Source organism: Paraburkholderia steynii (assembly GCF_900100565.1).
Classification (GTDB): domain Bacteria; phylum Pseudomonadota; class Gammaproteobacteria; order Burkholderiales; family Burkholderiaceae; genus Paraburkholderia; species Paraburkholderia terrae.
The window spans coordinates 328,439-352,469 of record NZ_FNDI01000007.1 but is presented as its reverse complement, the minus strand read 5'-3'; the positions used below and the strand labels follow the sequence as shown (position 1 = coordinate 352,469).

General features: G+C 63.5%; 22 protein-coding genes. 12 read left to right on the top strand and 10 right to left on the bottom strand.

The annotated features are described in order from the left end of the window. Positions 1-36: 36 nt before the first annotated feature. Both BLT65_RS15835 and BLT65_RS15830 read right to left on the bottom strand, forming a co-directional pair. A complete protein-coding gene (locus BLT65_RS15835) occupies positions 37-2,322 on the bottom strand; it encodes an NADP-dependent malic enzyme (RefSeq protein ID WP_091778963.1) in 2,286 nt (761 codons plus the stop codon). A 297-nt stretch (positions 2,323-2,619) separates the two neighbouring features. Continuing rightward, a complete protein-coding gene (locus BLT65_RS15830) occupies positions 2,620-3,852 on the bottom strand; it encodes an MFS transporter (RefSeq protein WP_091778961.1) in 1,233 nt (410 codons plus the stop codon). A gap of 343 nt (positions 3,853-4,195) precedes the next feature. Between BLT65_RS15830 and BLT65_RS15825 the strand changes: the two genes are divergently transcribed. Continuing rightward, positions 4,196-4,882, top strand: a complete 687-nt coding sequence (locus BLT65_RS15825) for an orotate phosphoribosyltransferase (RefSeq protein WP_035991642.1) — start codon at positions 4,196-4,198, stop codon at positions 4,880-4,882. A 117-nt stretch (positions 4,883-4,999) separates the two neighbouring features. Here BLT65_RS15825 and BLT65_RS15820 read toward each other — a convergent pair whose 3' ends face one another. Further along, positions 5,000-5,707 carry a response regulator gene (locus BLT65_RS15820; protein WP_042314124.1) on the bottom strand — a complete coding sequence of 236 codons (708 nt, stop codon included), beginning with the start codon at positions 5,705-5,707 and terminating at the stop codon, positions 5,000-5,002. A 264-nt stretch (positions 5,708-5,971) separates the two neighbouring features. Between BLT65_RS15820 and BLT65_RS15815 the strand changes: the two genes are divergently transcribed. The 6 genes from BLT65_RS15815 to BLT65_RS15790 all read left to right on the top strand — a co-directional run bounded on the left by BLT65_RS15815 (position 5,972) and on the right by BLT65_RS15790 (position 12,719). Next, positions 5,972-6,598 (top strand): YbhB/YbcL family Raf kinase inhibitor-like protein, encoded by a 627-nt coding sequence (locus BLT65_RS15815; protein WP_091778959.1) that lies wholly within the window; start codon positions 5,972-5,974, stop codon positions 6,596-6,598. Positions 6,599-6,735: 137 nt separating this feature from the next. Further along, positions 6,736-7,311: a flavodoxin family protein gene (locus tag BLT65_RS15810; RefSeq protein ID WP_091778956.1), complete on the top strand. Its 576-nt coding sequence runs from the start codon at positions 6,736-6,738 to the stop codon at positions 7,309-7,311. Between the two features lie 168 nt (positions 7,312-7,479). Then, entirely contained in the window at positions 7,480-8,427 is a 948-nt protein-coding gene (gene argC / locus BLT65_RS15805) for an N-acetyl-gamma-glutamyl-phosphate reductase (RefSeq protein ID WP_042314117.1), read from the top strand. Positions 8,428-8,913: 486 nt separating this feature from the next. Beyond that, positions 8,914-10,323, top strand: coding sequence for a DUF2957 domain-containing protein (locus BLT65_RS15800; protein WP_091778954.1), 1,410 nt, complete (start codon positions 8,914-8,916; stop codon positions 10,321-10,323). A gap of 132 nt (positions 10,324-10,455) precedes the next feature. Then, on the top strand, positions 10,456-11,703 hold the full coding sequence (locus tag BLT65_RS15795; RefSeq protein WP_091778953.1) for a DUF2957 domain-containing protein: 1,248 nt from the start codon (positions 10,456-10,458) through the stop codon (positions 11,701-11,703). A gap of 155 nt (positions 11,704-11,858) precedes the next feature. Continuing rightward, positions 11,859-12,719, top strand: coding sequence for an OmpW/AlkL family protein (locus BLT65_RS15790; RefSeq protein ID WP_091778952.1), 861 nt, complete (start codon positions 11,859-11,861; stop codon positions 12,717-12,719). 211 nt (positions 12,720-12,930) lie between these two features. Here BLT65_RS15790 and BLT65_RS15785 read toward each other — a convergent pair whose 3' ends face one another. Then, entirely contained in the window at positions 12,931-13,860 is a 930-nt protein-coding gene (locus tag BLT65_RS15785; RefSeq protein WP_091778950.1) for a LysR family transcriptional regulator, read from the bottom strand. 94 nt (positions 13,861-13,954) lie between these two features. On the opposite strand from BLT65_RS15785, the gene BLT65_RS15780 reads away from it, so the two are divergent. Further along, on the top strand, positions 13,955-15,244 hold the full coding sequence (locus tag BLT65_RS15780) for an MFS transporter (protein ID WP_091778948.1): 1,290 nt from the start codon (positions 13,955-13,957) through the stop codon (positions 15,242-15,244). A 53-nt stretch (positions 15,245-15,297) separates the two neighbouring features. Here the strand turns inward: BLT65_RS15780 and BLT65_RS15775 are convergent, their stop codons facing one another. Together BLT65_RS15775 and BLT65_RS15770 are read right to left on the bottom strand one after the other, a co-directional pair. Further along, a complete protein-coding gene (locus BLT65_RS15775; RefSeq protein ID WP_091778997.1) occupies positions 15,298-15,945 on the bottom strand; it encodes a LysE family translocator in 648 nt (215 codons plus the stop codon). A gap of 127 nt (positions 15,946-16,072) precedes the next feature. Beyond that, positions 16,073-16,942: an NAD(P)-dependent oxidoreductase gene (locus BLT65_RS15770; RefSeq protein WP_091778946.1), complete on the bottom strand. Its 870-nt coding sequence runs from the start codon at positions 16,940-16,942 to the stop codon at positions 16,073-16,075. A 101-nt stretch (positions 16,943-17,043) separates the two neighbouring features. On the opposite strand from BLT65_RS15770, the gene BLT65_RS15765 reads away from it, so the two are divergent. Both BLT65_RS15765 and BLT65_RS15760 read left to right on the top strand, forming a co-directional pair. Next, entirely contained in the window at positions 17,044-17,799 is a 756-nt protein-coding gene (locus tag BLT65_RS15765) for a Mut7-C RNAse domain-containing protein (RefSeq protein WP_091778944.1), read from the top strand. Between the two features lie 99 nt (positions 17,800-17,898). Continuing rightward, the gene (locus tag BLT65_RS15760; RefSeq protein WP_007747873.1) at positions 17,899-18,186 is read left to right on the top strand and encodes a hypothetical protein; all 288 of its coding nucleotides are present in this window, start codon (positions 17,899-17,901) and stop codon (positions 18,184-18,186) included. Positions 18,187-18,323: 137 nt separating this feature from the next. Here BLT65_RS15760 and BLT65_RS15755 read toward each other — a convergent pair whose 3' ends face one another. Next, the gene (locus BLT65_RS15755; protein ID WP_009769951.1) at positions 18,324-18,533 is read right to left on the bottom strand and encodes a hypothetical protein; all 210 of its coding nucleotides are present in this window, start codon (positions 18,531-18,533) and stop codon (positions 18,324-18,326) included. A gap of 340 nt (positions 18,534-18,873) precedes the next feature. Here BLT65_RS15755 and BLT65_RS15750 point away from each other — a divergent pair, with 340 nt between their 5' ends. Beyond that, positions 18,874-19,827 carry a DMT family transporter gene (locus BLT65_RS15750; protein ID WP_091778942.1) on the top strand — a complete coding sequence of 318 codons (954 nt, stop codon included), beginning with the start codon at positions 18,874-18,876 and terminating at the stop codon, positions 19,825-19,827. 58 nt (positions 19,828-19,885) lie between these two features. Here BLT65_RS15750 and BLT65_RS15745 read toward each other — a convergent pair whose 3' ends face one another. From BLT65_RS15745 to BLT65_RS15740, 3 genes are all read right to left on the bottom strand, one after another. Then, positions 19,886-20,152, bottom strand: coding sequence for a hypothetical protein (locus BLT65_RS15745; protein ID WP_042314100.1), 267 nt, complete (start codon positions 20,150-20,152; stop codon positions 19,886-19,888). Then, positions 20,149-20,343, bottom strand: a complete 195-nt coding sequence (locus BLT65_RS46460; protein ID WP_143036518.1) for a hypothetical protein — start codon at positions 20,341-20,343, stop codon at positions 20,149-20,151. Before BLT65_RS46460 ends, BLT65_RS15745 begins: the two co-directional genes overlap by 4 nt. Positions 20,344-20,612: 269 nt before the next feature. Beyond that, entirely contained in the window at positions 20,613-21,926 is a 1,314-nt protein-coding gene (locus BLT65_RS15740; RefSeq protein ID WP_425273129.1) for a YbfB/YjiJ family MFS transporter, read from the bottom strand. Positions 21,927-22,148: 222 nt separating this feature from the next. Here BLT65_RS15740 and BLT65_RS15735 point away from each other — a divergent pair, with 222 nt between their 5' ends. Then, complete coding sequence (locus BLT65_RS15735) at positions 22,149-23,735, top strand: sensor domain-containing diguanylate cyclase (protein ID WP_091778940.1); 1,587 nt, start codon at positions 22,149-22,151, stop codon at positions 23,733-23,735. The last annotated feature ends 296 nt before the right edge of the window (positions 23,736-24,031 follow it).

The following is a 24,031-nucleotide window of genomic DNA, read 5'->3' as shown; positions in this document are numbered from 1 at the left end:
GCGGTGCCCTTTTTTTATCTCATCAACGAACGAAGCTTACTTCGCGACGTTTCGTTCCACGTTGGCATTCGCCGAAGCGACGGCCGTCATGTTGATGATCCGGCGCACCGTCGCTGCCGGCGTCAGGATATGCACCGGCTTGGCCGCGCCGAGCAGGAACGGACCGACCGTCACGCCTTCGCCGCCGATCATCTTCAGCAGGTTGTACGTGATGTTCGCCGCTTCGACGTTCGGCATGATCAGCAGGTTCGCTTCGCCCGTCAGCGTCGTGCCGGGGAACGCGGCTTTGCGCACCGCTTCCGACAGCGCGGCGTCGCCGTGCATTTCGCCGTCCACTTCGAGATGCGGCGCGCGTTCTGCGATCAGCTTGCGCGCAGCCGCCATACGTGCCGAAGACGACGACGGGACGCTGCCAAAGTTCGAGTTCGACAGCAGCGCGACCTTCGGCGCGATGCCGAACTTCTCGATCTCGCGCGCAGCGAGGATCGTCATGTCGGCGAGCTGTTCGGCCGTCGGCACTTCGTTCACGTACGTGTCGCTGATGAAGAGGTTGCGGCCCGGCAGCATCAGCAGGTTCATCGCGGCGAAGTTGTCGACGCTCTGTGCCTTGCCCAGCACCTGCTCGACGAACTTCAGATGCTCGTGATACGTGTCAATCAGACCGCAGATCATGCCGTCCGCGTCGCCGAGATGCACGAGAATCGCGCCGATCAGCGTGTTGAACTTGCGCATCGCGGCCTTCGCGACTTCCGGCGTGACGCCTTCGCGTGCGCCGATCTCGTGATAGGCCTGCCAGCTCTTCTGATAACGCGGATCGTCTTCCGGATTGACGATCTCGACATCTTCGCCGCACTTGAGCTTCGAGCCCATCTTCTTCAGACGCATCTCAATCACGCTCGGGCGGCCGACCAGAATCGGCTTCGCGATCTTTTCGAGCAGCACGAATTGCGCGGCGCGCAGCACGCGTTCGTCTTCGCCTTCCGCGAACACGATGCGCGCCGGTTGCGCCTTCGCTGCCGCGAACACCGGGCGCATCACCATGCCCGTGCGGTAGACGGTTGCGCCGAGCTGCTCACGGTACGCGTCCATGTCCTGAATCGGACGCGTCGCGACGCCCGAGTCCATCGCGGCCTGCGCAACGGCGGGCGCGATCTTGATGATCAGACGCGGATCGAACGGCTTCGGAATCAGGTAGTCGGGGCCGAATTCGAGCGAGTGGCCTTCGTACGCCTTCGCGACTTCATCGCCCTGATCGGTTTCTTCCGCGAGTTCGGCGATCGCGCGCACGCACGCGAGCTTCATTTCTTCCGTGATCGTCGTTGCGCCGACATCCAGCGCTCCACGGAAGATGAACGGGAAGCACAGCACGTTGTTGACCTGGTTCGGATAGTCCGAACGGCCCGTCGCGACGATGCAGTCCGGGCGCACCTTCTTCGCTTCTTCGGGGCGGATTTCCGGCTCCGGGTTCGCGAGGGCGAGGATCAGCGGCTGCGTGCCCATCTCCTTGACCATTTCCGGCTTCAGCACGCCCGCGCTCGAGCAGCCGAGGAACACGTCCGCGCCCTTGATCGCGTCAGCCAGCGTGCGCGCTTCCGTGTTCGCCGCGTAGCGTTCCTTCGACGGGTCCAGGTTGCCGCGGCCTTCGTAGATCACGCCCTTCGAATCGACGACGAGCACGTTCTTCTTCGACAGGCCCAGATTCACGAGCAGGTCCAGACAGGCGATCGCCGCCGCGCCCGCACCCGAGCACACCAGCGTGACCTCTTCGAGCTTCTTGCCGACCACTTTCAGGCCGTTGAGAATCGCCGCCGACGCGATGATCGCCGTGCCGTGCTGGTCGTCGTGGAAAACGGGAATCTTCATGCGCTCGCGCAGCTTCTTCTCGATGTAGAAGCATTCGGGCGCCTTGATGTCTTCGAGGTTGATGCCGCCGAGCGTCGGCTCCAGCATCGCGATCGCGTCGACGAGTTTGTCGGGATCGGACTCGCTCAGCTCGATATCGAACACGTCGATGCCGGCGAACTTCTTGAAGAGACAGCCCTTGCCTTCCATCACCGGCTTCGCGGCGAGCGGCCCGATGTTGCCGAGACCCAGCACGGCCGTGCCGTTCGTGATCACGCCGACGAGGTTGCCGCGCGACGTGTACTTCTGCGCGTCGAGCGGCTCGTCGAAGATGGCCATGCACGCGGCTGCGACACCCGGCGAATACGCCAGCGACAGATCCAGCTGGTTCGAAAGCGGCTTGGTCGGGGTGACCGAAATCTTGCCGGGTTTCGGGTTCTGGTGATATGCGAGAGCGCTTTGCTTCAGTTGTTCGTCCATTTTCTAACCTGCGAGACGTTGATAATTGGGCCCGGCTCAATGTCACGTGCTGCGCTGGCCAATGTCGACGGGTTGCTCGACGGCGGCGATTCTCGCGTGCGCCGGTTAGGCGCGGCGTCAAACCTCAGCGGAAAGCAAACGACGCTGAGCTTTTTCGGGCCGACCAGTGTACACCCCGGATGCGACGGTTCAGAGTAGGTTTTGTACCGGATGGATAAGCCGCAGCCGCGCCAGTGCTTGCTGCAGCGCCGCATGGAAACACTTCCATCCCGCCCGCCGCCGCATGGCGGCAAGGCCTCAATCGAGCATTGCGCCGCGGCGTTCCGGGATCAGAAAGAGCGTCGCGAGAATATCGAGGAGATAGATTGAAGCGAGCGCGCCGAGCGCCGCCGCGAACGAAAATCGCGCGGCCAGCGCACCGACGGCAACCGGCCCGAACCCGCCAACCGCGCGGCCGATGTTGAACAACACGTTCTGCGCGGTGGCGCGGGCGTCGGTCGGATACAGTTCGGAGATCAACGCGCCATAGCCGCCAATCATCCCGTTCACGAACATACCCATCACCGCGCCGCCAATCAGCAGCGCGAACGGCGTGCTCAACTGCGAGTAAACGAACACCATCACCACGGCGCCCGCCTGGTAGAACAGGAACGCGGGCTTGCGGCCGAAGCGGTCGGCCGCGACGCCGAACAGCCAGATGCCGGCGGCCATGCCGAGCACCGTGACGGCCGTCCATAGGCCGGAGCGGGTCAGCGAGTAGCCGAAGGTTTTCGACAGATAAGTGGGTAGCCAGATCATCAGGCCGTAATAGCCGAAGTTCTGCACCGAGCAGAGAATCGCGACGCCCAGGCTAGCGCGGGTCGTGCGGGCGTCGGCGACGAGCAGTTTCATTGGCGCCTTGCGCATGCCGCGCGCGACGCGCTCCGTGAACAGCGCTGGCTCCTCGACGCGCCGCCGCACGAAAAACGACACGACGGCCGGCAGCAGCCCGAGCGCGAACATCCCGCGCCAGCCGATCACAGGCAGCAGCAAAGGCGTAAGCAGCGCCGCCGCCAGCACACCCAGTTGCCAGCCAAGCCCGACATACGATGACACGCGTGCCCGCTGTGCCGCCGGCCAAGCTTCAGCAACGAGCGTCATGCCGATACCGAACTCGCCGCCCAGCCCGATGCCCGCTATCGTCCGGTACGCGAGCAGATCGCCGTAACCTTGCGCGAGCGCGCACAGGCCCGTGAAGACCGCGAAGATGAGAATCGTCCACGTGAGCATGCGCACGCGGCCGAAGTAATCGCTCAAGACGCCGAAAATCACGCCGCCCGCGACTGCGCCGACCAGCGTCCACGTCACCAGCGACCCGGCTTGCGTCGACGAAAGGTGCAGGTCGACAGCGATGACGGGCAGCATGAAGCCGAGGATCAGCAGGTCGAAGCCGTCCATCGCATAGCCAAGCACCGACGCGATCAGCGCGCGAGCCGCATAGCCGGGACGGACGTCCTGCGCGGCCTGGGTCGTAGAAGGGGCGATGTTCATGGGCGGCAACCTTGCAGCAGACGTGAGCAGAAGGCCATCCGAAGGCCGTCTGCGAAAATTTGCCGTGAGTGTAAAGGCGCCAGATTGGCGTCACAACCTGGCCAGAATGCATAGGCGAAACGCACGTCCGACGACCGTGCCTACCCGGCGCCTACCCGCTTTCGCCGCCTACCGCCCTGGGAACAGTCCGAATCGGGTAAAATATCGGGCTACGCGCGCAGCAAACCGGCCTGTTTCTCAACTCGTCCGGCATGTTTCGCCCACCAGGCGCGAAACGTTACGCCTGCTGCGCCACAGGGCCCCGCGCCCGCCCTCCAAGCTCACCACACCGAAGGATTCGCCCATGACAGGCTTCGATCGCCAGACGATCTCCGACACGACCGCCAAAATGCTGCTGGAAGTCCAGGCAGTGCATTTCAACGCGGAAAAACCGTACATCTTCACTTCCGGCTGGGCGAGCCCGGTATATATCGACTGCCGCAAGTTGATTTCGTATCCGCGCGTGCGCCGCGGCCTGATGGAAATGGCAGAAGCGACGATTCTGCGCGACGTCGGCTACGAGCAGATCGACGCCGTCGCCGGCGGTGAAACGGCGGGCATTCCGTTCGCCGCCTGGCTGTCGGACCGCCTGATGGTGCCGATGCAATACGTGCGCAAGAAGCCGAAGGGTTTTGGCCGCAATGCGCAGATCGAAGGTCTGTTGACGGAAGGTCAGCGCGTGCTGCTGGTCGAAGATCTGACCACCGACAGCCGCAGCAAGATCAACTTCATCAACGCGCTGCGCACGGCGGGCGCGCAGGTGAATCACTGCTTCGTGCTGTTCCACTACAACATCTTCAAGGAAAGCGTGTCGGTGCTGAAAGATATCGACGTCGATCTGCACGCTCTTGCCACGTGGTGGGACGTGCTGCGCGTCGCGAAGCAACAGGGCTACTTCGAAACGAAGACGCTCGACGAAGTTGAGAAATTCCTGCACGCGCCTGCCGAGTGGTCGGCGGCTCACGGCGGCGCAACGGCGGCACCGCAATAAGCGAGCAGCCTGATTCAGCGAGCATACGAAAACGCCGCCTGTCTTACGACAGGCGGCGTTTTTATTTGATCCGCTTTCCCGGCTTGAGAATCCGACAGCCAGCTTCCGAGGTAGCGCTTAAGAACTTCCCTGCGGAGGGCTGCCGGTATCCAACTCACCCGGCGCATACGACGACAGATTCATCAAGCCATTGCTCTGCGCATACTGAAATAGTTCGGAATCCCTTTCGAGTCCGAGCTTGCGCATTGCGGTGTTCTTTTGCGTGCTGATCGTCTTAATGCTGCGGTTCAGTTGCTCGGAAATTTCCTTGATGGTCATGCCCGAAACGAATAGCCGTACGACTTCCAGTTCGCGTTTCGACAGAATCACCTCGTCGCTCTTGCCGCCTGCGTTCATGCGTAATGTATCGAGCGATGCCTTCACCGACGGGCTCATGTACTCGATATGCCGGCTGACGTGTTGCACCGCAAGACCGATATGGCTTAGGTCATCTGATTTGTTGACGACCGAGGTCACACCGAGCTCGTTCAGCCGCTTCAACAGCGCAGCGTTTTCGAGCATCGTCAGGACGACTATAGGCAGGTCAGGAAAATTCCGACGCAGATAGCCGATCAACGGTAAGCCGTCGCCATATTGCCCGCCAGGCATTGCGAGGTCCGTGACCAGTACGTCGCAAGGCGTGGTCTGCAATATCTTCACCAGCTCAGTGGACTGCTTGGCGCGCGCGACCACGCGAATGCCCTGAAACTTGAGCAACGCCTGTTCGGCACCAAACAGAATGACTGGATGGTCATCGGCGACCACGACCCTGATGGGATCTTGCATGGCCCCTCCTTCAGCTGACAATCCACGCTCTGAAACTTCAGTCATGCAACCGTTCTTAGTTCTAAATTTCTAGGACTTGTCTGCTTGTGAACAACGCAGACGATTGCAGCGACTATAGCTGATTTCGCGCCGTACTGGCCCCTCGCAAAGCACAAATGGCCTCATACGATGTAATGTTAGACTCGATTTGTCCCTTGGGCACAAAAAAGGACAACAATCCCTCGTAAGGACATTTCTTTACGAGCCTGACAGGAGATTCGGCACATGCACTTGCGTTGCCCGGTCGTTCCGCCCCCGTCGTCTCGTTCGTGCCGTTCGTTGCTGCCGTTTCTGTTTTTCGCGCGATCGCGCGTTGCTACGCTCATCGTTTTTTCGTTCGCACTTCATGCAAGCGCGGCCTCTGCCGACACCGCGTTCACCGTGACGAGCGCCAACCTTCGCACAGGCGGCACGGTCGACAACGCGCAGGTGTTCGACCGCGGCGACTGCAAAGGCCTTAACCGCTCGCCCCAGCTGAACTGGCACAACCCGCCCGACGGCACGCGCAGCTTCGCAGTCACCATGTTCGACCCCGATTCGCCCGGACGCGGCTGGTGGCATTGGGCCGTCGTCGGCATTCCTGCCAACATCGACCGGCTGCCGGAAAACGCGAGCGCGTCCGGCTTTCTTAAGAATCTCGGCGCCGTCGAGGCACGCAACGACTTCGACATCGACGGCTATGGCGGCCCCTGCCCGCCGCCCGGCAAGCCGCATCGCTACGTGATCACCGTGTACGCGCTGAACACGTCGAACCTCAGGCTCGCGCAAGGACGGCCGTCGCTGATGTTCGACCACGAGATCAGCACGGCAACGCTCGGCTACGCACGCATGACCGTCACCTACGGCCGCTAGTCTTTCTCATCAGCGATAAGAGCGATGCCGCAGTTGTCTCACCGCGTCTCGAACAACCCAGGCACGGTGACAGAATGAGCGAGGCTCAACTCCGCCCATTCGGGATCGAATCGTGATTTGCAACAAGGGAGCTGTCTATGTCAAAAATCATCATCGTTTATCACAGCGGGTATGGGCATACGAAGAAGCTTGCGGAAGCCGTGCTCGCGGGCACGCTCGACGGTGGCGCCGATGCAAGGATGATCGCGGTCGGTGAGCTGGACGACGCGGCCTGGGCCGAGCTGGACACGGCCGACGCCATCGTCTTCGGCGCGCCGACCTACATGGGCGGCCCGTCCGCCGACTTCAAGAAGTTCGCCGACGCGAGTTCGAAACCTTGGTTCGCGCAAAAGTGGAAGGACAAGGTGGCGGCGGGCTTCACGAACTCGGGGTCGATGAACGGCGACAAGTTCTCGACGATCCAGTATTTCATCACCCTCGCGATGCAGCACGGCATGATCTGGGCAGGCATGGGCATGATGCCCGCCAACACGAAGGCGGCGACGCGCAACGACCTGAATTTCATTGGCGGATTCGCGGGCCTGCTCTCGCAGTCGCCTGCGGACGCCACGCCTGACGAAGCGCCTCCGCCCGGCGACCTCGACACGGCAAAGGTGTTCGGCGCGCGCATCGCGGCCGTGACGGCGCGCTGGAAGGCGGGACAGCCGACGTGAACGCGCCGGGGCGCGCGCAAACGCAGCTTGTCATGCCGCTGTCACTGTTGCGGCGCAACGTGTTTTTCGGCCAATTTCGCGCACGCGCCGCCTCACGGTCTTAAAATATCGTTCCGGCGCAGCCAGCGCCGCGTTTTCCCGCCGTTTTTATCAGCCAGCGAGATCGAGATGAGCACGAAAGTTTTTGTCGACGGACAGGAAGGCACGACCGGCCTGAAGATTTTTGAGTACCTGTCGCAGCGCGCAGACGTTGAAATCCTCCGCATCGAAGAAGCGAAGCGTAAGGATATCGACGAGCGCCGTCGTCTCATCAACGCTTCGGACGTCACCTTCCTGTGTCTGCCCGACGTTGCGTCACGCGAATCGGCGTCGCTGGTCGAAAACGACCGCACCGTGCTGATCGACGCGAGCACCGCGTTTCGCACCAGCGCCGACTGGGCGTACGGCCTGCCCGAGCTGGCCCGCGCGCAGCGCGAGCGCCTGCGCACGGCGAAGCGCATTGCCGTGCCGGGCTGCCACGCGTCGGCGTTCGTGCTGGCTATGCGTCCGCTCGTTGAAGCGGGCGTCGTGTCGGCGGATTTCGCTGCGCACAGCTACTCGATCACCGGCTACAGCGGCGGCGGCAAGAAAATGATCGCGGACTACGAAGCGGGCGGCAACGCGAAGCTCGACAGCCCGCGTCCTTACGCGCTCGGTCTCACGCACAAGCATCTGCCGGAAATGGCCGCGCACACGGGCCTGAAGAGCGCGCCTGTCTTCACGCCGATCGTCGGCAACTTCTACAAGGGTCTGGCCGTGACGACGTACTTCACGCCGGGCCAGTTGTCCAAACCGACCACACCGCAAGACGTACAGGCGCTGTTCGCCGAGTACTACAGCGGCGAGCAGTTCGTGCGCGTCGCGCCGTTCAATGCGGACGACAACCTCGACAGCGGCTTCTTCGACGTCCAGGCGAACAACGACACGAACCGTGTCGACCTGTTCGTGTTCGGCAACGAAGAGCGCTTCGTCACGGTCGCGCGGCTCGATAACCTGGGCAAGGGCGCATCGGGCGCGGCGATCCAGTGCATGAATCTCGCGATCGGCACAGACGAGGCCACGGGCCTCAAGCGCTGACACTTCGCTAGCGGACGGCGCCCCCCGTCCTGCGCGTCACAAAGCCGGCATTCAAACGCCGGCTTTTTCTTTTTACGCTTGCTAATCCGTGATTTAAAACGCCTCATTCAAACGCGGATTAATACCTTTCGATTTTCTCACTATCTCCAGCAGTCCTTATAGCAGGTATTTACTGCTCATCCTTTTATCCTCTTGGGCATCTATTACCGCATAGGGATATTCCGGATTTTTTTACGAACGAGCGTTCGAAGATGATAGATGCGCTTTTCGGAGTCGCCCGCCGATAAAGGCTCAGCGGCGACACGACAAATCCGTCTGATGCAAAAAAACTGTTTTGTTTTAAAAGGCGCGCTTCGAAGCGCCATGCGACTCTCCGCGATAAATGCGCTGTTTGAATCGGGTTTTTTAGACGGTTCGTTCAATTGACAGCCCTAAATCGCGCGGCGAAATTAGCTCGCAAATTACACGAATCAGGGAGACAGCAGCATGTACGCCAATTCAAAATGGCTGGCATGTGCCATTGCCAGCGTGCCGTTTTTGTTCGCCTGCGGAGGAGGAAATGCGGGTGATCCCGGCGCGATCAACGCGAACCAGTGCTCGGGATCGAGCTGCGGCGTGCAAGGGCCGCCTGCGTCGACGGCCACCGCGGGCTCGCTCTGCCCCGCCAACGCCGACATCGGCGCGAGCACCTATCTGGGCGGCGCAGGCAGCGGCGAAGTGGTGTCGTTGAACATCGACGCGGTGAAGATGACGTACACGCTGAAGTTTCTCGAGTCGCCGATCCCGGTATCGGCGGGCCAGGTCGACAATACGCGCGCAGGCACGACCGTCACGGGCGCCGTCATGCATCCGCCTGCGGGCATGCTGCCGAACGCCGAGCAGACGCGCTGCGCGTTCATGCTGACGCCCGCGTCAGGCACCGCGCCTTCGACGGGCGCAACCTATACGACGCCCTTTTCGACCACCAATCCGCCGATCGTCTTCGTCGGCAAGGGCGTGGCAGGCGGCGGCATTCCGGGCGCCGACGTCGCGTACGCAGGCAAGACGATTCTCACGTTCCAGAACGTCGGCGCCGTCACGCCAAGACATTTCGACTTCTATCCATTCCTCGGCTTCGCAAGCACGACGACGGACCTCTCGAAGCTCGCCGGCAACTACAACGGGCTGCTCTATCACATCGTTCCGTCGGGCAATTACGCGGCGGCTGCCGCCCAGACATCGGAAACGTTCGACGCCAACGGCGCCTGCTCGTCCGCGACGAACACCCCGCCCGCGAATGGCAACGCAAGCCCCACGCACTGCCTGTCGATGGGTGATACGCCGACGCTCAACGCGAACGGCTATTTCGACAGCACCAACGCGCCACGCATCGAAAGCCAGTTGGTGCTGCCGCTGCTGGGAGCGAAGGGCAGCTCGTCAGCCCACATGATCCTCGGTCAGCTGAACGGCGCGACCGTCCCGGTCGTCGTCAGAACGGGACACGTGTTTACGGGCACCGGCGCGATTCCACTCGACGCCGAAGTCGACGACGAATCCGGCATCGCGCTGCTGGAAAGCGCGACTTCGCTCGCCTCGGGCGGCTTCGACGGCGGCTATGTCGGCGCGGACTCGAACTTCAAGTACACGGCGTCGCTGATCCAGGGCGGTGTCGGCACCTTCATCAATCCGTCCACGCAGGCGGCCGAAAGCGGTTTCGGCCTCGGATACGGCGCTGGCAATCCGGGCCTCGTCAACGTCACCGACAAGCAAGGCAACACGGGCTTCGCAATCGCGGGCGGCGGCCTTTACGCGATCTTCATCAACGGCACCGAAAACGGCGGCCTCACGCCGAGCTCTGCCAATTCCGACACCGCCAGTTCGCCGTACTTCAGCGTCGGCGCGCAGATCAGCAAATAAGCCTCACCCGAATCAACAGAAAGGGCCGTGCATGGCAGGAGGCAACACGGGCAGAAGCAGCATCGCTAGATGAACAAGACCTAGAGGCGGCTGGACTGGGAGCTGGCCGCCCATAACAAGACTGGAGGCACGATGAACTGGAAGATCTTTTCGGCGCTGGCCTTTGCAGCGCCCTTGCTCGGCGCGTGCGGCGGCTCGGGCAGCGAAGGCCCGCCGCCGGTGGAAGCGCGCTTGTGCCCCGCGTCGCTCGACTATGGCACGACTTTCACGGGCGGTGGCGGCGACGGCGAACTCGTCAAGCTGCAACTCGACACGACGAAGATGACCTGGCAGGTCGCCTACATCGAGTCGCCGATTCCCGCCACGACGGGCACGGTAGCGCCGACTCGCAAGGGTCAGACGGCATCGGGCACGCTGACCCAGGAAACGCTGCTTCCCACCAACAAGCTCAACCAGTGCGCGTTCCGTCTGAACGGCGCGAGCCTCGACCCGAACCGGCCGGCGCGCATTTTTGTCGGCGAAGGCGTGGCGGGCGGCACGATTCCGGGCGCCGAAATTTCGTTCGGCGGCATTCTCGGGCAAGGCGCGGTCCCCGACACGAAATTCCCGTACTACCCGTTCATCGGCTTTTCGACGATCGAGACGAATCTGGCGAACATCGTCGGCACGTACAACCAGCTCGGCTATCACCAGATTCCGTCGCAAAACTTCGCGCCGACTGTCGTCGATACGAAGATCACGATCAACGCCGACGGCACCTGGACCGAGTGCGACAACGCTGGTGTCAATGCCGGCAAGTGTCAGCAGCCGGGCACGAACTGGACGCAATCGTCGAATGGCAGCGGCGCGTTCGAAACAGACAACTTCCAGGGCCAGGGCAAGCCGACGCTCGCGACGTCGCCCGTCGGCAAGGGCTTCATGATCGTCGGCAAGCTGCGCAACCAGAACGTGCCGATCCTCGTCCGCACGGGCGTCGCGAACTCGACACTCACGCCGAACCCGCAGAACGGCATCAGCGGCCCGGTCGCCGATGATGAATCGGGTATCTCGATCCTCGCGCCGCAGTCGAACATCGCCGTCAACTCGCAGAACGGTGAGTACATCGGCGTCGACAGCGAGTTCAACTACCGCACCAACGCGCTCGTCGGCACGCAGGCGACGCTGCTCGATCCGTTCAACCCGTCGCAGGCGTCGCTGACCAAGGCGCTGAATCTCGACTTCACGCAGACCGTGCCTGGCGTCGTGACATCGACGTACACGAGCGCGGCTGCGGGCAGCGCGCCGACCGGCAAGTTCATTTTCACGGGCGGCGTGTTCGGCTTCCTGGACTTGTCGAACGCGTCGTCGCCGTACTTCACGATCGGCGCCTTCGTCCAGTAATGGGCGCGACGTCCACCGCATAGAACGCAACGAGGCGACCGCCGCCCGGCCGCTTCCCTGCCCGCGCGCAGGGAAGCGGGCAACCGGGAAGCGCAGCAGACGGCACGGATAACGCCGTCGCGCGCGAGGCAGGCCGCCCGCTCAGGAGGAACAGAATGAGAAAGCTCTTGGACGCGGCGATGCCCAATGCACTCGCCGCTGTATGCGCGGCTGCCTTGGCCACACTCGCGATACCGAATGCCCATGCGCAAAAGGCGGGCGACAACCTTGTCTCACTCGGCTGGTTTCACGTGATGCCGCAGGATTCGAGCACGCCGCTCACGACGCACGTCGCACCCGTGCCGATCAACACGCCGCTGCATCTGCCGAACTCGTTCACGTCGGCCGGCACGAGCCTGTCGACGAACAGCGCCAATACGCTCGGCCTCGTGTTTTCGCACTTCGTCACGGACCATTTCGCGGTGACGTCGGTAGCGGGCGTACCGCCGAAGTTCGAGCTGTACGGCCACGGCACGATCCAGCCGCCCGGCCCGGCGGGCGCGCTCGGCAAGCAGGATATCGGCGACCCGGCCGTCAACCCGATCGTCAAGAGCGTGCGGCAATGGAGCCCGGCGCTGATTTTCCAGTATTACTTCGGCGAGTCGACGGCGAAGTTCCGGCCGTTTGTCGGCATCGGCGTGTCATACAACTGGTTCAGCGACATCCAGCTGAATGAGAATTTCGTCACACAGACCCAGAACAACCTCGGCGCGATTCTGGCCGCGGGCGCAGGCAAGACCGGGAAGACAACCGTAGAGGCGAAGGCGTCGTCGTCGTGGCAACCGGTCTTCAATGTGGGCGCGATCTACAACATCACCGACCGTTGGGGCGTCACGGCGTCCGTTACCTACATTCCGCTGAAGACGACTTCGTCCACGATCATCAAGGCCGCGGACGGCACCGAACTGGCTGTGTCGAAGGCCGAACTGAAGGCCGATCCGATCATCACGTACCTCGCGCTGTCGTACAAATTCTGAGCGCGCGGCGGATGGGCAAAAGCGAGGCGAAAAAAAAGCCCGCCAAGGTGGCGGGCTGAATCCATATCAGAGGAGACATGGAGGAGACAAGACGAACTATAGCAAATCACTTGGTGCGTTGCAACATGATGCGTTAGAGCGCTAGTTCTACGTTACCAAAGGGTGACAAAACGTCGCATGAATCCTTTCGGAAGTATTTTTGTGCTCTGCATCATCCGACAGAATGAGCCAGCGCCAGACAAGCTGCATCCTTTTCCAGCTTTTCGACCAGCGCGTCGCGCATCAACTCGACGGGACGCACGAGGCGTCCGGGCAGCGCGCCATGCACGAGCCACACGTTCAGGCCGTTCCGGAAGTCCTGCACGTCGATGACCTGCAGCGCCTCGCGGTGCGGACTGCGCGCGAGCACTTCCGGCGTCGCGAGACCCACGCCCAGCCCGCGCGTCACCAGCGACAGTTGCAGTTCCGAGCCGAACGCCTCGACGGCGACGTTGAATGGCAATCCCGCAGCCGCCATCGCGCGACTTAGCGCGGAGCGCATCCCACAGCCGTCCTGATTCAGCACCCACGGATAGCCTGACAAGGTCGCGAGCGTCGCCGGCTCGTCAACTATGCCGAACGAGCGTGGCGCGACGACGACGGTCGGCTTGTAGGCAAGGAGCGTCGATGTCAGCCCTTCCGGCAACGGCACACTTTCCGGCAGCAGCACCACGGCGGCATCCACTTTCGCCTGCTCGACGATCTGCAACAGACCCGGCGACCAGCCCGCCGTCACGCGCAGCGTCAGGTTCGGAAAGGCGCTGCGCAAACGGTCGATGGGCTGCTCCAGCGCCAGCTCGGAAAGAAACGGTGGCACGCCGATCTTGAATTCGCCTGTCGGCTCGCTGTCCGGCGACGCAACAGACATCAGATCGTCGACGGCGCGCAGCACCGTGCGCGCGAGGCCGTACACCTCGTTGCCCGCTGCCGTCGGCTTCAGCGGCTTGCTCTGCCGGTCGAGCAATTCGATGCCGAGCATCGTTTCGAGGTTCTGCACGCGGCGCGTGAGACCCGGCTGCGTCAAAAACAGCTTCTCGGACGCCCGCACCATCGATCCGCTTTCGACCACCGCTACAAAAGCCTGCAAGTCACGCGTATTCAAAACAACCTCGCATAAACATTATCGAGATAATTCAATTGTCGCATAACGTCGGCATCCCTACGATGGGCCGGATCGAAACCTTCCGGACCGAACCATGAACCAGCCCGCCGACACCTGTCCGCGCAGCCTCGCCGCCACATCACCGCCGCCGCCACAGTCCGCCGCGCCGCCCGGCGCCACGTTGAGCACGCCGTTGACGCTTTTCTTTGCCGCAGCCGTCGGGGTGATCGTCGTCAATCTGACGGCAGCGCAGCCGTTGACGGGGCCGGTCAGCCGCGCGCTGGATCTGCCGCCCGAACTGGCCGGGCTGATCGCGATGCTGCCGCAACTCGGCTACGCGGCAGGTTTGCTGCTGCTCGTGCCGTTGTGCGATCTGCTCGAAAATCGCCGGCTCATTTTCCAGACGCTTGTCTGTTGTGCCGCGTTTCTCGCGCTTTCGTCGTTCGCGCGCTCCGGCTGGATGTTTCTGGCGTCAGTGTTCATGGCGGGCGCGACGTCGAGCGTGATCCAGATGCTCGTGCCGATGGCGGCGTCGATGGCGCCCGAAAACCGACGCGGGCGCGCCGTCGGCAACGTGATGAGCGGACTGATGCTCGGCATTCTTCTTTCACGTCCGCTTGCGAGCGTGATCGCCGGAACGTTTGGCTGGCGCGCTTTCTATGGCATCGAAGCGTTTGCGGACGCGTTGCTCGCCGTCGTGCTGTACGTCCAGTTGCCGAGCCACGCGCCGCAGGCCACCGCGCGCTACCCTGAACTGCTGCGCTCGCTCTGGACGCTGCTGCGCACCGAGCCCGTACTGCAACGGCGCGCTGCGCTGGCCGCCCTCGCGCTCGGCGCGTTCAGTGCATTCTGGACGGCCATTGCGCTGCGGCTCGCGCAGCCGCCGTTCTCGCTCGGCATGCAAGGCGTCGCCGCGTTCGCGCTGGCGGGCGCGACGGGCGCGATCGTCACGCCGCTCGCCGGTTATCTCGGCGATCGCGGCGCGGGCCGCGCGACGCAGATCGTCGCGCATCTGGTGATGATTGCGGCCGTCCTCGTGCTAGGCGTCGCGGGTGCGGGCTGGGGTGGATTCTCGCCGACGGCGCATCCTGTGGTGGCGCTCGCGCTGCTGGTCGCCGGCGCGGCAGCGCTCGACGCCGGCGTCATCGCCGATCAAACGCTCGGACGTCGCGCGATCAATCTCATCAACCCCGCTGCACGCGGCCGGTTGAATGCGCTCTTTGTGGGAATTTTCTTTGTCGGCGGGGCAATTGGCGCCGCGCTGTCAGGCGTTGCGTGGGCAAGGGCCGGATGGAGCGGTGTGTGCGCAGTCGCGCTGGGGTTCGCGGTTGCCGTGTTTCTGTTCGGTTTCACCGATCGCGCCGCGCAAGCCGGCCGTCAGTGACGAAGGAGCGCACGCCGCGCCATGAGACGCGGCGTGCGCTGAAAGGCAGGCGTTCAGTGCCGCACCAGCGCCATCATCGCGCCGAAGCCGACGAACACGCCGCCCGTCAACCGGTTGAACGCCTTCGCGACGCTGCTGCTCTTCAGCTTCGCGCCGATCCGCGTGCCGCAGCCCGCGTAGACCATGTACCAGCTGACTTCCATCACCGCCGTCGTGGCGACGAGCACCGCGAACTGCGGAAGCGTCGGGCGCGAGGCGTCGATGAATTGCGGCAACAGCGCGGCCGAAAACAGAATCGCCTTCGGGTTGCTGCTGCCGACCAGAAAACCAATGCGCATCAACGCACCGCGCGACGGTGCGCGCTTGCCGCCCATGACACCAGCGGAAGCGTCGGCTTGTGTCGCCGCGGCTTCGCTCGCGGGCGCGCGCCACGCCTTCACGCCGAGCCAGATCAGATAAGCCGCGCCGAGCAGGCGCAGCGTGTCGAAGGTCGCCGGCCATGCTTTCAGCAGCACGCCGAGGCCGGCGACGGAAACGGCCAGCATCAGCATCAGCGACATCAGGCAGCCGGCCATCGTGGCCGTCGTTTGACGCATGCCGTAACGGGCGCCGTGCGTCATCATCAACAGCATGTTCGGGCCGGGAATCGCGCAGACAACGAAAATCGTGGCCACGTAGAGCCACCAGGTATGCAGAATCATGATGCGTATTGCTCGATGAAAATGAAAAACGGGCGGAACGAGCATTATGCTCGCCCCACCCGCTCTCATGCAGTTCGCAACGCTGGCCCGCGCGTATGAGCGCAAGCAAAGACGAGCGCCCGCGCCCTCAACGCCCTGCGCGGCGTGATGCGACCTGGCCCAGCACGGCAAAATCCTTCTCGCCGTCGCCGTGCGCGACGGCTTCGATCAGGCTGTCGCGCACCACGCTCGCCACCGGCAGCGGCGTCGACACCGACTCGGCAGCCGCCAGCGCGAGACGCACGTCCTTCAGGCCGAGACGCGCCTTGAACAACGCCGGTTCGTAGCGCTGTTCAGCGATCATCTTGCCGTAGCCCTGATACACGGGACCGGGGAACACGCTGTTCGTGATCACATCGAGAAAGTCCTGCATCGCGACGCCGTGACCGCCGAGCAAGGCCGACGCCTCGCCCAGCGACTCCACCGCCGACGCCAGCATGAAGTTCGCCGCCAGCTTCACGACGTTGGCCTGCTGCGGCAGCGAGCCGATGCGCCACGTTTTCTGGCCGATCGAATCGAACACGGGTTGAACACGGTCGATCGCTTCGGCGGGCCCAGCGGCGACGATGGTCAGCTTCGCGGCCGCCGCGACGTCCGGCCGGCCCATCACGGGCGCCGCAACGTAGTTCAGGCCGCGCCCGGCGTGCGCCGTCGCCAGTTCTTCCGCCAGCGCGACGGAGATCGTCGCCATGTTCACGTGAATCAGTCCGCGCGGCGCGTGTTCCAGCAGCGACGCGCTGATGACGTCGCGCAGCGCGGCATCGTCGGCGAGCATCGAGAAGACGGCGTCGCCAGTGAAAGCCTCAGCGGGTGAAGCGACGATCTGCGCGCCCAGTTCGACGAGCGGCCGCGCCTTGTCCGGCGAGCGGTTCCAGACGCGCACGCTGTGCCCAGCTTTCAGCATGTTTGCGACCATCGCGGCACCCATTTCGCCGAGACCGATAAAACCGATGTCCATCAATGACTCCTGTTCAAGAACCCGAAGTAGAGCATAGCCGCGCACGTCGTGCAGGTAATTGCCCATCGGCGCTGCGTGAGGCGCAGTGCCATACTGGCGTCATGGTTACGGCCACCTTCCGCTTCTACGAAGAATTGAACGACTTCCTGGCGCGGCCGCTGCGCCGGCAGTCGTTCAGTTGCGAGTGTGCGCGCGCCGCCAGCGCGAAACACATGATCGAGGCGCTCGGCGTCCCGCATACGGAAGTCGAGCTGATCCTCGTGAACGGCGAATCGGTCGGCTTCGATCACCCGTTGCAGGAAGGCGACCGCGTGGCCGTCTACCCTAAATTCGAGGCGCTCGACATTCAACCGCTGCTGCGCGTGCGCGAACGCCCGCTGCGCGTGGTGCGCTTCGTCGCCGACGCGCACCTCGGCGGACTCGCGCAACTGCTGCGGCTCGCCGGCTTCGACACACTTTACGACAATCACTACGCCGATTCGCATATCGAGTCGATTGCATCCGATGAAAACCGCATCGTGCTGACGCGCGACCGCGAACTGCTGAAACGCCGCACGATCACACACGGCTGCTATGTCCGCGCGCTGAAACCCGAGGCGCAGCTGCGCGAGATTTTCGACCGGCTCGATCTGGCGGGCAGCGCGCGGCCGTTTCGCCTGTGCCTCACGTGCAACGCGCCGCTGCGGCGCATTCCGAAAGACGAAGTGATTGGGCGCGCGCCGGAAGGCGTGCTCGAACGGCATGCGCAGTTCGTGACCTGCGACGTGTGCCGGCGCGTTTTCTGGGAAGGCACGCACTGGCGACGCATGCGCGCGCTGATGGACAGCGTGACGAACGCGGAAGCGCCGGCGAAATAGCTGCGGCATCTCGCGCGGCGATTCGGCTTGAGTCCGGCATTCACGCGTCGCGCGATGCGTACAATGATGAATTGCTTACCTGTTTAGAGGCCTTTCCGCATGGCAATGAAGAAATTCGACCTTGAGAAAAACAAGGCGCTGAAACTCGGCAACGAGATGAAACAGTCGCTCTCCGCCGATCGCTTCGGCAAGGCGTCGTCGCTACAGCCGCAACTCGACCGCCGTGAGCAGCGCAAGCTCGATCAGGCCAAAGGCCTCGTGCCGTTCGCGTGCAAGTTGCCGGATTCGCTGGTCGATCAGTTGAAGGAGCGCGCCGCGAGTCATCCCGAAGGCATGAACGGGCTGATCGCCGAACTGCTGGTCAACGGACTCGCAGCGGGCGTTTGAGCGGCGCTGCGCGCTTCATGGCGCGGGAGCGGCTCGAAAGTGCGGTAAAGGCGCGTCGAATGGGCTGCAAACGCGCCCTAAATGCAAAAGGCCGAAGCATAGCTTCGGCCTTTCTTGTTGCTGCGCGAACGGGCTGCTTAGTTCTGCGTGCCCTTGTCGTTCGTGCCTGCAGCCGATGCTGCCGACGACACACCAGCGCGCTTGCCGTGCGTCTTCAGTTGCTTGTGAGCATGCTTCGGCTTCGCGGCGCTAGCTGCTGCCGGCGCTGCGTCGGATGCCTGTGCGAAAGCTTGAACGGACACCAGCGCGAGCGAGGCGGTGACGAGCGAGGCGATGATCTTCTTCATGTGTGTTATCCCCAAACCTGACGACTGTAAGTCAAATGTTGAATTGGAACCGCATGATGGCGAAGCCTGCTGGGCCACACAGCGCCCGGCGGCTCCCCGCGGGGAGTATCACGCAGCGTAGGCGGTTTGTCATCCCATAAGCTTCGATATGTATTTTCCGGGAGACAGCTTTCTTACTGATTGCTTTCATCATCTCGACGCTTCGCCGACGGCCATACAGGTATCATGTCGGCTGCCATTCAATGACCGTCGTTTCGTCTGAGCAGAAGGCGCGCGATACGCCTTGCGCAGCTCTGCAAGCTTGCCGCGCGAAACGATCTGTCCTGTCAGGAATTTCCGCTTGAAAACCGCCACCCGCCAACACCTGCGCGCGAATCTGCTGATGCTCGTCGCCGCGATGATCTGGGGCAGCGCATTCGTCGCGCAACGCCTGAGCCTCGATTCGATCGGTCCGTTTCTCTTCACGGGGCTGCGCTTTCTGCTGGGCGCGTTCGTTGTCCTGATCGTGTGGTCGGTTGTGCGGCGGCGTCGCAAGCTGGCGGGCGCGGATGACGCACCCGCTTCTCTTGTGCCGTCCCGCGCATCGACGCTATGGCGCGACGGCGCGCTGCTCGGCCTGCTCGTCGCCGTGTCGATCTCCTGCCAGCAGATCGGCCTGCAATACACGAAGGTGGCCAACGCGGGCTTCATCAGTTCGCTGTACGTCGTGATCGTGCCGCTGATCGGCGTGGTGCTGCGTCATCAGACGGGCATCGGCGTATGGCTCGGCGCGCTGCTGGCCGCGCTCGGCATGTATTTTCTGAGTGTCGATGAACATTTTTCAATCCTGTACGGCGACTGGCTGCAACTCGCGGGATCGATCGTCATTTCAGCGCAGGTCGTGCTCGTGAGCCGCTTTGCGCGCCGTCACGATCCGCTGGCGCTCGCGCTGGTGCAGTTCATCGTGTGCGGCGTGGTCAGCCTCGCGGTGGGACTTGTCGTCGATCCGTTGCGCATCGCCGACATCGTCCGCGCCGCGCCGACCATTCTTTACGGCGGCGCGCTTTCAGTCGGCGTTGCGTACACGATCCAGGTCGTCGCGCAAAAGGATGCGGCGCCCGCGCACGCGGCCGTGATTTTCAGCATGGAAGGTGTGTTCGCCGCGCTCGCCGGCTGGCTCGTGCTGGGCGAAACGCTGGCGACGCGCGCGCTGCTCGGCTGCGCGCTGATGCTGGCGGGATTGATCGTCTGTCAGGTGATGCCGATGTGGACGGCGCGGCGCGAAGTCTCGTCGGACTCGGCGGAACCGGCCTGAAACGCGGTCGGTGGGCTGGCTCGGGCTCGCATGGGCCAGCCAGCCGTCGCGACCGATGCTACGCGGCCGCCTGCGCCGCCACCTGGCGCCAGCTTTCGACGGGACGACGGCGGTTCGACGTTGGCGGGAAAACGCACCAGCATCCGTCGTCGTGACGAAAGAAGAACAACGAACGCAGACCATCCGGCGCGGACGTTTCGACACGCACGTAGCGCGTGTGGTCCCATTTGGTGCGGCCGAACTGCGTGACATGCACAGGCGCGGAAACGGGCCCAAGCCATTTCTCGACCAGAAAACGCAGCGACTGTTCGGTGGCGTTTCTCATGACGTTCTCCACGTCGTCTTGTCGCGGGTGCTTTCGCGTGCGGTGTCCGGCTTCTCCTGCTCCTCTTCCGCCTCTTGCGCAGCAAGCTCGATCGCCCGTTGCGTTGCAGCCGCGCGCAGCGCCCTGCAATCTGCCGCATGCCGTATGTCCGTCAGCATCCGGACCAGTTGTCGCGCGTTCCTGCGTTTCATAAGCACCCCCGCACCGCACAAAAGACTTGAGAAAGCACTTTAACTTTAGGCGTTGATCTCGCGTCTCTCTAGTTGTTTTGACGAAATAGCAACAGTCAAATTCGAATTGGATGACTGAGTATTTCATCGGTTTTCATCCTGCTCCCGGCTGCGCGCCCGATCTGTGCGCTGGCGACCGCAACGCAGCAACTGCGTGACCCAAATGGCGCCTGGATTGGCACCGAATATGCGGTCGCGCGTTGTGCAATGCTTTCGTCGAAAAGATCAGTTCACCGAATGGGTGTTTGCGACAAGCTTGTCTGCAATGCAGCAAGTACCGCGCCAGCGGCAAGCAGGCATGCCGAATAGATGAGTCCACGCTCCAGGCCGACGCCGTCGGACACCCACCCGATCACGGTCGGCCCCACGATCTGTCCGAACGCGAACACGATCGTGAACGCGCTGATGCCGCGGCCCCAATGCGCGGCGGGAAGATTGTGGCGCACGAAGGCCGTCGTCGACGCGACAGCCGACAGGAACGTCGCGCCGAACAGCACACCCGACGCGAACGCGACGACAGGATGCGCGACGATCGCGGGCATCAGCGTTGCCAGCGCGAGCAATGCATTGAGCAACGCGAGCGCCTGGCCGCCGCGCATGCGGTCGAGCAGCTTCGACCAGATGCGCGCCGACACGATCGTCGCAACACCGAGCAGCAGATAGAACCCCGTCACGACGCCTTCGCTCATGCCGCCGTTGCGCAGCAGCGCGATGATGAACGTCATGTAGCCGATATAGCCGACCCCGAACAGCCCGTAGCCGGCGAGCACGAACGCATAGCGCAGCATCGGCGTGGCGCGCGGCGCGGCCGCCGTGGCGTCGCCTGTGCCTGCGTGTATCACGTGCTGCCTGTCGATGCGCAGCGCGGCACGCGCCGCGACCAACGACAACGCGACGCACGCCACAGCGAGCGCGAACCACGCCATCTGCCAGTCATGCGTGCGATGCACGAGTGTGAAGGAAGCGAGCGAAGCGGGAACGAGCAGCGCCGACGCCACGATGCCCCATCCGGTGCCGCCGTAGTACAGGCCGAGCACGAGGCCCGCATCGCGCGGACGCGAAGTTGCGAGGCGCGCCGCCAGTACGCCGCCGCTGACGAAAATGAATGCGCTCGCGATGCCCGTCGCGACGCGCTGAACGAGCAGCGCGCCGGTATCCGACAACATGCCCGTGATGGCCATCAGCAGGGCTGTCGCCACGCATCCACCGACGAATAGCGTCCCCGCCGACCAGCGGCGCGACAAACGTGGAAACGCGAGCGCGCCGAGCAGATAGCCGAGCGCGTTCGCGGTGTTCATCGCGCCCGCCTGCGCGAAGCTCCAGCCGAGGTCGCTTTTCATCGGCGGCAACAGCAACGCATAGGAAAAGCGCGCAAGCCCCAGCGCAATCGCGCTGCCCATCGACAGGCTCACGGCCAGCCAGAGCGTCGGTGCGCGCCCCGGCGAGCCGGTGGCATCGGCGTGTTCGCTAGCCGGTGGCGTCGCGCGTGGTGTCTGTCGGGGGTTGCTTGCCGTCACACCGCTCAGGACATAGGTCCAGGCCATCACGCGTTGGGCGAAACCAGTCGTCATGTCGTTGTTTGTATCGATCGATTGGGCTATCACTGTACATCGCGAACTTTCGTTCAGCGTGCGCGTCGCGCCGTGAAGCGCGCGCCGCAAACGCCATCCACGATGCATCGTCCACAACGGAACCACGCGCCATGCTTGCCGCGCGCTTCGCAACCCTGCTAGCGTAGCGGCACAATCACGACGGAGACGACGCTCGTGTTCAATCCGCTTCTCGTCCTGCGTCAACGGTTTCGCCATCTTGCGCGCAAGCGCGGAGCGGCCGTGTCGCAAGCGGTCGGCAACCGCCCGTTCCTGACGGGCATCGCGGGCACGGTGATCGCGACGGCAATGGCGGGGCTGACGCTCGCCACGCTGTACTCGGGACGCACCGATGCGCTGAATCACGCGCGCGAGACCTCGGCCAACCTGGTTTCGCTGATTTCGAGCGATCTGGCGCGCAACGTCGAGATCTACGATCTGTCTCTGCAGGAAATCGTCCATCGGTCGCAGGAGCCGACGGTCTGGCATCTGCCCGACGATCTGCGCCGCACCGTGTTGTTCGATCGCGCGACGCTCGCCGCTTACCTCGGCGGAGCCTACGTGGTCGACGAGCATGGCACGCTGAAGGCCACGCAGGAAGGCCCCGTCAACAAGAATGTCCGGTTCGACGACCGCGACTACTTCGTCGTTCATCAGCGCAATCCGAACGCGGGTCTGTTCGTCTCGCATCCGTACCGCTCGCGGCTGCGCGAGCACGAGCTTTCGTTTGCGTTGTCACGGCGGATCACCGCGCGCGACGGCTCGTTTGCGGGCGTCGCGCTGCTCGCCGTACGCATCGCCTATCTGCAACGGCTGCTCGACAAGGTCAACACGGGCCGCGACGGCACCGCGTTCATCCTGCTCGAAGACGGCACGGTGCTCGCGCGCAAGCCTTACGCCGAAGCCATCATCGGCGTCGATGTGGACAAGTATCCGCAATATCAGGTCACGCACTCGGGGACGGCGGGATCGTTCATCGACGACTCTCCTATCGATCATGTGCGGCGCATCTATTCGTACGCGCATGTGCCCGACACGCCGCTCGTCGTGATCGTCGCGCCCGCCCTCGACGACGTGCTCGCCCCGTGGCGCAAGCGCAGCGCGGTTGCGGGCGCGCTGACGCTCACGCTGGGCGCCGTCGTCGTGCTGGTCTGCTGGACGCTCGCGTTTGCGCTGCGCGACAAGGTGCGCGCGCAGGCGCGCCTCGCCGAACTCGCGGCCACCGATCCCCTCACCCGGCTCAGCAACCGCCGCACGCTCGACCGGCACCTCGACGAAGAATGGCGTCGAGCGCGGCGCAACGGCGCGGTGCTGTCGGTGCTGTTCATCGACATCGATCATTTCAAGCGCTTCAACGACACCTACGGCCACGCCGCTGGTGACGAAGTGCTGGCCGCCGTGGCTGACTGCATCGCGTCGGTGGCGCGGCGCTCGATCGACGTGGTCGCGCGCTACGGCGGCGAAGAATTCGCGGTCGTGCTGCCCGATATGGGATCGAACGCTGCTGCCAACTCGGCCGAGAAAGTCCGCCGCGGCGTCGAGGCGCTGCGCATCAGGCAATTGCCGACCGTGACGGTGAGCGTCGGTTGCGCGACGGGCCGGCCTGCCGACGGCCGCAACGCCCCGGAACTGCTCGCAGCCGCCGACGCGCAGCTTTACGCGGCGAAGGCGGCCGGTCGCAACCAGGTGCAAGGGGTGGACTGGACGCAAGCTCAGCCGGACAGCCTGATCGATCACACGGATCAGGCGAAGCGCCACGCGTGAGCATCACGGCGCGCCGAACCTTGCAAGGTTGAAGAACGCTGCACGACTCCCAGAAACCTGCACGACCCGCAGAATTGCGGGCAAAACTGCTCACTGTTCACGCGATGGCCGAGCATTCGCCCGACGTAGACTTGATCCTGTCTCCACGTTCTCCGTGATTCTTCACGCAGTCGGAATCATTGGAACGCTTCGCGCCACGGCTTCGTCCGTGGCGCTTTTCTTGAGCGACACGGCGAACCTGGGACCGAGGCCGCGCTCCGACGACGCGGCCAGCTCGGAGACCCATCTGCACCGAT